This window comes from Microbacterium sp., from assembly GCF_047606385.1.
In the GTDB taxonomy this organism is placed as follows: Bacteria; Actinomycetota; Actinomycetes; order Actinomycetales; family Microbacteriaceae; genus Microbacterium.
The window spans coordinates 1-10,026 of sequence record NZ_JASGEL010000098.1 but is presented as its reverse complement, the minus strand read 5'-3'; the positions used below and the strand labels follow the sequence as shown (position 1 = coordinate 10,026).

At 71.3% G+C, this 10,026-nt stretch carries 6 protein-coding genes; 2 read left to right on the top strand and 4 right to left on the bottom strand.

The annotated features are described in order from the left end of the window. The 3 genes from QM626_RS09745 to QM626_RS09735 form a co-directional block, all read right to left on the bottom strand. Positions 1–750 (bottom strand): ADP-dependent NAD(P)H-hydrate dehydratase (locus tag QM626_RS09745; RefSeq protein ID WP_415076460.1); only part of this gene is annotated, 750 nt, incomplete at its 3' end. 33 nt (positions 751–783) lie between these two features. Beyond that, positions 784–1,836 carry a hemolysin family protein gene (locus QM626_RS09740; protein ID WP_415076456.1) on the bottom strand — a complete coding sequence of 351 codons (1,053 nt, stop codon included), beginning with the start codon at positions 1,834–1,836 and terminating at the stop codon, positions 784–786. Beyond that, a complete protein-coding gene (locus QM626_RS09735; protein ID WP_415076458.1) occupies positions 1,833–3,152 on the bottom strand; it encodes a hemolysin family protein in 1,320 nt (439 codons plus the stop codon). The genes QM626_RS09740 and QM626_RS09735 overlap by 4 nt, the downstream gene beginning before the upstream one ends. Positions 3,153–3,468: 316 nt before the next feature. On the opposite strand from QM626_RS09735, the gene QM626_RS09730 reads away from it, so the two are divergent. Continuing rightward, a complete protein-coding gene (locus tag QM626_RS09730) occupies positions 3,469–4,425 on the top strand; it encodes a hypothetical protein (protein ID WP_415076454.1) in 957 nt (318 codons plus the stop codon). Between the two features lie 111 nt (positions 4,426–4,536). Here the strand turns inward: QM626_RS09730 and QM626_RS09725 are convergent, their stop codons facing one another. Beyond that, positions 4,537–5,994, bottom strand: a complete 1,458-nt coding sequence (locus QM626_RS09725; protein ID WP_415076452.1) for a GuaB1 family IMP dehydrogenase-related protein — start codon at positions 5,992–5,994, stop codon at positions 4,537–4,539. A 176-nt stretch (positions 5,995–6,170) separates the two neighbouring features. Between QM626_RS09725 and QM626_RS09720 the strand changes: the two genes are divergently transcribed. Next, positions 6,171–9,839: a multifunctional oxoglutarate decarboxylase/oxoglutarate dehydrogenase thiamine pyrophosphate-binding subunit/dihydrolipoyllysine-residue succinyltransferase subunit gene (locus QM626_RS09720; RefSeq protein WP_415076450.1), complete on the top strand. Its 3,669-nt coding sequence runs from the start codon at positions 6,171–6,173 to the stop codon at positions 9,837–9,839. The last annotated feature ends 187 nt before the right edge of the window (positions 9,840–10,026 follow it).

Genomic DNA, 10,026 nt, shown 5'->3' with positions numbered 1-10,026 from the left:
CCGGGCCGCCGTGCCGTGCAGCCAGGCGGCGGTCGCGGCGGCGTCGGCGAGGGCGACGGGCGACGGGACGGATGCCGCGTGCGCGACGACGCCGGCCACCACGGCGCCCAGGCACCCCGCCAGCACGTCTCCGGTGCCGGCCGTCGCGAGCCACCCGGTCCCGGTCGTGACCTGGCGCACGTCGCCGCCCGGGTCGGCGACGAGGGTGACGGCGCCCTTGAGCAGCACGACGGCGCCGAGGACGGCCGCGGTCTCGGCGGCCGCGTCAGCCCGCACGTCGGCGACGTCCTCGACCGGCGGCAGGCCGAGCAGGCGACGCAGCCGATCGTGCTCGCGCGCATGCGGGGTGACCACGCGCGGCGCGCGGGCGCCCGGGGCGAGGTCCAGCGCGCCGGCGTCCACGACCACGGGATCGGGACCGTCGAGCAGATGTGCGAGCTCCGCGGTCTCGGCCAGCGTGCGCGTCCCGGCGTCGGTGCCGGAGCCGATGACCCAGGCCTGCACCCGGCCGGGCGCCGTCACCGTCTCGGGGCGGCGGGCGAGCACGAGGTCGGCGGCGCGGGACGGACCGAGGTAGCGCACCATGCCGGTGCCGGCGCGCCACGCGGCCTCGACGCCGAGCACGGCGGCGCCCGGGTAGGCGTCCGAGCCGGTGCGGACGCCGACGACGCCCCGGGTGTACTTGTCGTCGTCGGCGCCGGGGACGTGCAGCGACCGCGCGGCATCCGCCGCCTGCCACCGCCCGGTCATCCGCACGCGCTCACCCTAGCCTCGTGCGAGCGGTCAGAGCCCGCGACGCGTCGCGTCCTCGATCTCGCCGATCAGCTCCTCGATGACGTCCTCGAGGAACAGCACCGCCGTCGTGGTGCCCTCCGCGTCGCGCACCTCGGCGAGGTGGCGCCCGGCGCGGCGCATGAGGGCGAGCGCGTCCTCCAGGTCGGTGGTCTCGAGCACGGGCACCATCCGGTGCACCCGCTTGGGCGGCAGCGGCCGGGCCAGGTACTCGTCGTCGGTGTTCTCGGCGACGCGGATGACGTCCTTGAGGTGCACGTAGCCGACCGGCGCGCCGTCGGCGTCCACGATCACGTACCGCGAGAACCCGTGCACCGCGACGGCCCGCTCGATCTCGGCGGGAGTGGTGACGGTCGGCAGGGTGACGAGCTCGGCCAGGGGCACCGCGACGTCCATCGCCTTCTTGTCGGTGAACTCGACGACCGCCGCCACCGTGCCGGCCGCGTCGTCGAGCACGCCCTCCCGGCGGGACTGGGTGACGATGGTCGCGACCTCGTCGAGCGTGAAGGTGGACGCCGCCTCGTTGCGGGGCTCGATGCCGGCCAGGCGCACGGCGTGGTTGGCGATCCAGTTCAACGTGACGATGACGGGGTGGAACAGCTTCGAGACCCACACCAGGGGCGTCGCGAGCATGAGCACCGCCCGGTCGGGCATCGAGAACGCCATGTTCTTGGGCACCATCTCGCCGAACACGACGTGCAGGTAGGAGACGAGCACCAGCGCCACGACGAAGCCCGTGACGTCGATCGCCGTCTCGGTCCACCCCGTCCACTCCAGCGGCGCCGCCAGCAGGTGGTGGATCGCCGGCTCGGAGACGTTCAGGATCACGAGCGAGCAGATGGTGATGCCGAGCTGGCTGGTCGCGAGCATGAGGGTCGCGTGCTCCATCGCCCACAGTGCGGTCTTCGCCGAACGCGACCCCCGCTCCGCGAGCGGCTCGATCTGCGAGCGCCGGGCCGAGATCACGGCGAACTCGCTCGCGACGAAGAAGCCGTTGCACACGAGCAGCACGACCAGCCACAGGATGCCGGCCCAGTCGCTCATCGGTCCTCACCACCGTCCGGGTCGGGCGCCGGCGCCGGCGTGAAGCGGACACGGTCGACGCGGCGCCCGTCCATGCGCACCACCTCGAGCGTGCCGCCGTCGATCTCGACGGTGTCGCCGACGGCCGGGATGCGCTCGAGCATGCTCATCAGGAACCCGCCGACGGTGTCGTAGACATCGCCCTCGGGCACCCGCACGCCGGCACCGGTCCACAGCTCGTCGGGGCGCAGGCTCGCCGGGAAGGTGAGCGAGTCGGCGCCGCGCACGACGCCGGCGCGACGCCGGTCGTGCTCGTCGAGCACCTCGCCGACGATCTCCTCCACGAGGTCCTCCAGCGTGACCACGCCGGCCGTGCCGCCGTACTCGTCCACGACGACCGCCATCTGGTAGCCGCGAGCGCGCAGCTCCGCCACCAGCGCATCCAGGTGGACGGTCTCGGGGACCCGCAGCGGCTCGCTGGCGAGCGCCGCCGCGGGCACCTCGCCGCGCCGCGCGCGCGGCACGCTCACGGCGGCCTTCAGGTGCACGATGCCGACGATGTCGTCCATCGACTCGGCGAAGACCGGGAACCGGCTGTGACCGGTCCGGCGGGCGAGCCGGACGACCTCCTCGGCGGCGTCGGACGCGGCGACGGCGTGCACTCGCGGCCGCGGGGTCATGACGTCCGCAGCGGTCAGGCGCGCGAAGGTGAGGCTGCGGTCGAGCAGCGAGGCGGTGTCCTCCTCGAGCACGCCGGCGCTGGCCGAGCGGCGCACGAGGCTGGAGAGCTCCTCGGCGGTGCGCGCGCCCGACAGCTCCTCCTTCGGCTCGATGCCGAGAGCGCGCAGGATGCCGTTCGCGCTGCCGTTCAGGAGCGCCACCGCGGGCCGGAACACCGCGGTGAACCCGACCTGGAACGGCAGGACGAGCTTGGCGGTGGCACGCGGGATCGCCATCGCGAAGTTCTTGGGCACGAGCTCGCCGAGGATCATCGAGAACACGGTCGCGATGCCGATGCCGATCACCGCCGCGAGCGAGACGCGCACGCCCTCCGGCATCCCCCATGCCGCGAACAGCGGCTCGAGCAGGTCCGAGATCGCCGGCTCCATGGCGTAACCGGTCAGCAGGGTCGTCAGCGTGATGCCCAGCTGCGCGCTGGACAGGTGCGTCGAGGTGGTGCGCAGCGCGTCGATCGTGAGCGAGAGCCTCGACTCGCCGGCATCCCGTCGCGCCTCGAGGTCGGCCCGGTCGAGGTTCACGAGCGCGAACTCGCTCGCGACGAACAGGCCGGTGCCGATGGTCAGGAGCAGCCCCACGCCCAGCATGACGTAGTCCATCACGCGTCACCTCGCCTTCGGGAGGCGGGACTGTGGGGCCAACGTCTGCGACTGGGAGGGTCGTCCATCGTGCGCCCCATTGTACGTGACCCGTCCCGCGCTCCCCCGCCATTCGCGCCCGCCCGTGTATCGATCCCGTGAGCACCGAGATTTCGTGCAACTCGACGCCATATCCGGCACGCACATGCACGAAATAGTCGCGGCGGTGCGAGTACGAGGCTTCATCCCTTCCTCCCCAGGTGCCGGCATCCGCATCGCTGTCCACCATTCCAGCGCTCGATTCCCGGCGTGGATGCCGCCGCCAGAGGCTGGTCGCATGACAGCGGACCTCACCCTCCCCCTCGACCTCGTCCGCCGGTCGGAGCGCGCCGACCCCATCGACGGACGCCGGCTCAAGCGCGCTGTCGACTCGGGCGAGTGGGTGCGCGTCGTGCCCGGCGTGTTCGCGAGCTCCCGCGAGTGGCGCCGGCTCCTGCCGCTCGAACGGCACCGCGTTCGTGTGATCGAGACGATGCGCCGGCTTCCCGCGCCGGCGACCTTCGTGCTCCACGCCGCGGCGGCGATCTGGCGGATGGACGTCCTCGGACGCTGGCCCGCCCAGGTAGACGTCGCGGTGCGGTCCTCCGGCGGGGCCCGCAGCTCGGGCACGGTCCGACGGCACGCCGTCGATCCGCGGGGCTTGGCTCTGCTGCCGGTGGGCCGGCATTTCGTCACCACGCCAGCCCAGACCGCGGTCGACCTGGCCTTGACGCTGCCTCACGTCGTGGCCGTCACCGCGATCGACCAATCCCTGTGGGACAGGCGTCGCGGCGGAGCGCTCACCACTCGCGACGAGCTCCGCCGAGTTCAAGCGGCGAACTCACACCGTCGGGGCCACGCCCGTGCGGGCCGCGCGATCGCCGCGGCCGAAGACGGCGCCGCCAACGTGCGCGAGACCGAGGCCCGGCTCGAGCTCATCCGACTCGGGTTCCCGCGTCCACGCCTGCAGGAACGCCGCATCCTGCGCACAGGGCGCCTGGTGTACGGCGACATGTACTTTCCGGAGGCCGATCACTGGTTGGAGGTCGACGGGGACGGAAAGTACGTGAGTCCGGAGTACACGGGCGGTCGTTCGCCCGAGGAGATCGTCATCGACGAGAAGAATCGCGAGAACGAGATCCGGCGCGAGGTGCGGGGATTCAGCAGGCTCGGCCCGAAGGATGCCGGTCGGCCGCGCCTTCTCTACGACATCCTGACCTTCGACGGTTTGCGTAGCATCCTGCCGCGACCATGACAGTCCCTCCCCCACGACACAGGTTCGCTACGGAATCATGCATACGCGCACAACATATGGCGTCGAATTCCACGAAATCGCCGGGGTCGGGTGAACGGGACGCCGCGCGGGCTACCAGCTCACGGGCAGCGCCTTGCCCTCCTCGTAGCCGGCGGCGGACTGCAGACCCACCAGCGCGCGCTCCGCGAACTCGGGCACGCTCGCCGCCCCGGCATAGGTGAACGACGAGCGCACCCCGGAGGTGATCATGTCGATGAGGTCCTCGAGACCGGGCCGCAACGGGTCGAGGTAGATCCTCGAGGACGAGATGCCCTCGGCGAACAGCTCCTTGCGCGCGAGGTCGTAGGGGTCGAGCCGGCCGAAACGCTCGTGCACGGCTTTCGTGGAGGCCATGCCCCAGGACTCCTTGTACACGCGCCCGTCGGCATCGGCGAACAGCTCCCCGGGCGCCTCGATCGTGCCGGCGAACCACGAGCCGATCATGACGGATGCCGCTCCCGCCGCCAGCGCGAGCGCCACGTCGCGCGGGTAGCGTACGCCGCCGTCGGCCCACACGTGCGCACCGAGCTCGCGCGCGGCCTGCGCGGTCTCGAGCACGGCCGAGAACTGCGGCCGGCCCACCGCCGTCATCATGCGCGTCGTGCACATCGCGCCCGGTCCCACACCGACCTTGAGGATCGTCGCCCCGGCGTCGACCAGGTCGGCGACGCCGTCGGCGGTGACGATGTTGCCGGCCACGATCGGCAGCCCGAGCCGGAGCGCGGAGACCGCGCGCAACGCCCGCAGCATCCCCTCCTGGTGGCCGTGCGCGGTGTCCATCACGAGCACGTCCACCCCCGCCGCGGCGAGCGCTGCCGCCTTCGCGGCCGCATCGCCGTTGATCCCGATCGCCGCCGCGACGACGAGCCGGCCCTCGGCATCCAGCGCCGGACGGTACAGCGTCGTGCGCAGCGCGCTGCGCCGCGACAGAGTGCCCACCACCCCGCCGTGCTCGACGACGCAGACGGTCTCGACGTCGGCGGCGACGAGCTCGTCGAACGCCGCCCGGGCGTCGGGCATGTCCTCTGACTCCAGCGCCACCGGCCGGCCGCGCACGAGATCGCCGAGCACCGCGTCCGGCAGCGCGCTCGCGAGCCGGGATGCCGGGACGATGCCGGCCACGTCCTCGATCCGCAGCCGGTGCGCGGCGGGATCGGCGACGACCACGCCGTGCCCCGGCGTCGCCGGCAGCACACGCAGCGCGTCGGCCACGCTCGCCTGCGGCGGCAGCACGAGCGGCGTGTCCCATCGCACCGGCTGACGCTTGACCCAGCGGATCGCGGCGTCCAGCTCCTGCAGCGGCATGTCCTGCGGAAGGACGCCGAGGCCTCCGCGCCGGGCCAGCACGGACGCGAGCCGGGCGCCCGTGACCGAGTTCATGTTCGCGGAGACGAGCGGGATCGTGGCCCCCGTGCCGTCGGACGGCGCGAGGTCCACGTCGAGGCGACTCGCGACGCCCGAGCGCCGTGGGACGAGGAACACGTCCGAGTAGGTGAGATCGACCTCGGGCTGCTCGCCGTAGAACTCCATGTCTGTCAAGGTTAGCGATTCCTGACAGTGCGGATAATCCTGCGCAATCGTTCCCCCAGAACACAGGGTCTCTCGGCTGCCTCGGAGCGGAAAGGACTAGCATTGAAGACCGTGCGTCGAGGCTGGAGCATGTCCGACGTGGTCGCGAGAAAACGGATGAAAGCAGGCGATTTCCAGTGTCGAGCCAGGTGACGGGCGTCGGGGTGTCCAGCGAAGGAGAGTTCGGAGCCAACGAGTGGCTCGTCGAAGAGCTCTACGAGCAGTTCAAGGCCGACAAGAACGCCGTCGACAAGTCGTGGTGGCCCATCCTCGAGTCGTACCATCCCACGGCCGGCACGCTGACGACGCCGGCTGCCGCGCCGGCCGAGTCGCGTCCGGTGACCGCGCCCGTGCCGGTGATCGGCAACGCTCCCGTGGCGCGCACCACCACCAAGCCGGCCGCCCCGCAGCCGATCCCCGCGCAGGCGCCGAACGCGCTGCCGTCCGACCCGGCGGCCGCGGTCGCGGAGGACACCGTCACCGTCCTGCGCGGCATGACCAAGACCCTCGCCGCGAACATGGACGAGTCGCTGACGGTGCCCACCGCGACCAGCGTGCGCACCGTGCCGGCGAAGCTGATGATCGACAACCGCGTGGTCATCAACAACTACATGTCACGCACCCGCGGCGGCAAGGTCAGCTTCACGCATCTCATCGGCTGGGCGCTCATCCAGGCGCTGAAGGACTTCCCCAGCCAGAACGTCTTCTACGCGGAGATCGACGGCAAGCCCTCGGTGGTCGCCCCGGCGCACATCAACCTCGGCATCGCGATCGACCTGCCCAAGCCGGACGGCACCCGCGCGCTCATGGTCCCGAGCATCAAGCGCGCCGAGTCGCTCACCTTCAACGAGTACCTGGCCTCGTACGAGGACCTCGTCAAGCGCGCACGGGCGAACAAGCTCACCGCTGCCGACTTCCAAGGCACGACGATCTCGCTGACCAACCCGGGCGGCATCGGCACCGTGCACTCGGTGCCGCGTCTCATGAAGGGCCAGGGCGCGATCATCGGCGCCGGCGCCCTCGAGTACCCGGCCGAGTTCCAGGGCTCCAGTGAGAAGACCCTGGCCGAGCTCGGCATCGGAAAGACGATCACGCTGACCAGCACCTACGACCACCGTGTCATCCAGGGTGCCGGATCGGGCGAGTTCCTCAAGAAGGTGCACGAGCTGCTGATCGGCCAGCGCGACTTCTACCAGCACATCTTCGCGGCGCTGCGCATCCCCACCGCCCCCATCCGCTGGGCCAGCGACATCAACGTCGACATCGCCGAGCGCGTCGACAAGACGGCCCGCGTGCAGGAGCTCATCAACTCGTACCGCGTGCGCGGCCACCTGATGGCGGACATCGACCCGCTCGAGTACCTGCAGCGCACGCACCCGGACCTCGAGATCGAGAACCACGGCCTGACGTTCTGGGACCTCGACCGCGAGTTCGTCACCGGCGGCTTCGGCGGCAAGCGCCTCATGAAGCTGCGCGACATCCTCGGCGTCCTGCGCGACTCGTACTGCCGCACGACCGGCATCGAGTACATGCACATCCAGGACCCGGTGCAGCGCGCCTGGTTCCAGGCCAACGTCGAGGTCAAGTATCAGAAGCCGAGCCACGACGAGCAGCTGCGCATCCTCGCCAAGCTCAACGAGGGCGAGGCCTTCGAGACGTTCCTGCAGACCAAGTACGTGGGCCAGAAGCGCTTCAGCCTCGAAGGCGGCGAGTCGCTGATCCCGCTGCTCGACCAGATCCTGCAGGGCGCCGCCGGCGCCGGGCTCGACGGCGCCGCGATCGGCATGGCCCACCGCGGGCGCCTGAACGTGCTCACCAACATCGCCGGCAAGACCTACGGCGAGGTGTTCCGCGAGTTCGACGGCACCACCCTGCCGGGCAACAAGCACGGCTCCGGCGACGTGAAGTACCACCTCGGCACCGAGGGCACGTTCGTCTCCGACGAGGGCACCGAGCTGCCGGTGCTGCTGGCCGCCAACCCCTCGCACCTCGAGGTCGTCGACGGCGTGCTCGAGGGCATCGCCCGCGCCAAGCAGGACCGGGGCCCGATCGGCAGCTTCTCGTGGCTGCCGGTGCTCGTCCACGGCGACGCGGCCTTCGCCGGCCAGGGCGTCGTCGTCGAGACGCTGCAGATGTCACAGCTGCGCGGCTACCGCACCGGCGGCACGATCCACATCGTCGTCAACAACCAGCTCGGCTTCACGACCCTCCCGGTCGACGGCCGCACCTCGATCTACGCGACGGATGTCGCCAAGACCATCCAGGCGCCGATCCTGCACGTCAACGGCGATGACCCGGAGGCCGTGGTCCATGCGGCCGAGATCGCGTTCCGCTACCGCCAGGAGTTCCACCGCGACATCGTCATCGACCTCGTCTGCTACCGCCGCCGCGGCCACAACGAGGGCGACGACCCGTCGATGACGCAGCCGCTGATGACCAACCTCGTCGAGGCCAAGCGCTCCGTGCGGCGCCTGTACACCGAGGCCCTCGTCGGCCGCGGCGACATCACCGAGGAGGAGTACGAGCAGACCAAGCGCGACTTCCAGGACCGCCTCGAGGTGGCGTTCGCGGAGACGCACGCGGCCGAGACCGGCACGACGGGTGTCGTCAGCGAGGAGGTCACGGTCGAGCCCGCCGCGGGTGCCCCGGAGACCACGGGCGTCGGCGCCGAGGTGGTGCAGCTGATCGGTGACGCGTTCGTGAACAAGCCCGACGGCTTCACGGTGCACCCGAAGCTGCAGCAGCTGCTCGAGAAGCGTCACGCCATGAGCCGTGACGGCGGCATCGACTGGGCCTTCGGCGAGCTGCTCGCGTTCGGCTCGCTCGTGCTCGAGGGCACGCCGGTGCGCCTGGCCGGTCAGGACGCGCGACGCGGCACCTTCGTGCAGCGTCACGCCGTCTTCCACGACCGCGCCAACGGCCAGGAATGGCTGCCGCTGACCAACCTGTCCGACAACCAGGGGCGGTTCTTCGTCTACGACTCGCTGCTCAGCGAGTACGCGGCGATGGCGTTCGAGTACGGCTACTCGGTCGAGCGCCCCGACGCGCTGGTGCTGTGGGAGGCCCAGTTCGGCGACTTCGCCAACGGTGCGCAGACCCTCATCGACACCTACCTGTCCTCGGCGGAGCAGAAGTGGGGCCAGCAGTCCAGCCTCGTGCTGCTGCTCCCCCATGGCTCGGAGGGCGCCGGCCCCGACCACTCCTCGGCCCGCATCGAGCGGTTCCTGCAGATGTGCGCGCAGGACAACATGATCGTGGCGCGCCCGTCGACGCCGGCCTCCCACTTCCACCTGCTGCGCCGTCAGGCATACGCCCGCCCGCGCAAGCCGCTCGTGGTGTTCACGCCGAAGGCGATGCTGCGGCTGCGCGACGCCGTGAGCCCGGTGGAGGACTTCACGCAGGGCCGGTTCGAGCCGGTGATCGACGACCACCGCGACCTGGACCGCAGCGCTGTCACGCGCGTGCTGCTGCACTCGGGCAAGGTGCACTGGGACCTGCGGGCCGAGCTGACGAAGAACCCCAACCCGGGGATCGCGCTGGTGCGTCTCGAGCAGTACTACCCCGCTCCGGTCGACGAGCTCAACGCCGTCCTCGACAGCTACCCGAACGCCGAGCTGGTGTGGGTGCAGGAGGAGCCGGAGAACCAGGGCGCCTGGCCGTTCATCGCCCTCGAGGTCGTGAAGTACCTGCACGGCCGCACGATCCGCCTCGTGTCCCGTGCCGCGTCGGCCTCGCCGGCGGCGGGCTCGGCGAAGGTCCACGCGGTCGAGCACGCCGCGCTGATCAAGCACGCGCTCGAGGCCTGAGCCGCTGACCGACCGCTCCCCGGTGCCCCGTGCGGGCGCCGGGGAGCGGTCGTCTGCGGCGGTGCACGGCCGATACGATTCCGACGGGGGGTGACATGGACGTCGTGCTCGTGGTGAATCCCGCGGCCCGCTCCGGCGGCGGGACGCGGCGCGCCGACCGCGCTGCGGCACGGCTGCGCGAGCGCGG

Excerpts from the sequence above, each read along its gene's own strand:
- QM626_RS09740 (WP_415076456.1), bottom strand. The coding sequence starts at position 1,836 with ATGAGCGACTGGGCCGGCATCCTGTGGCTGGTCGTGCTGCTCGTGTGC.
- QM626_RS09735 (WP_415076458.1), bottom strand. The coding sequence starts at position 3,152 with ATGGACTACGTCATGCTGGGCGTGGGGCTGCTCCTGACCATCGGCACC.
- QM626_RS09730 (WP_415076454.1), top strand. The coding sequence starts at position 3,469 with ATGACAGCGGACCTCACCCTCCCCCTCGACCTCGTCCGCCGGTCGGAG.
- QM626_RS09725 (WP_415076452.1), bottom strand. The coding sequence starts at position 5,994 with ATGGAGTTCTACGGCGAGCAGCCCGAGGTCGATCTCACCTACTCGGAC.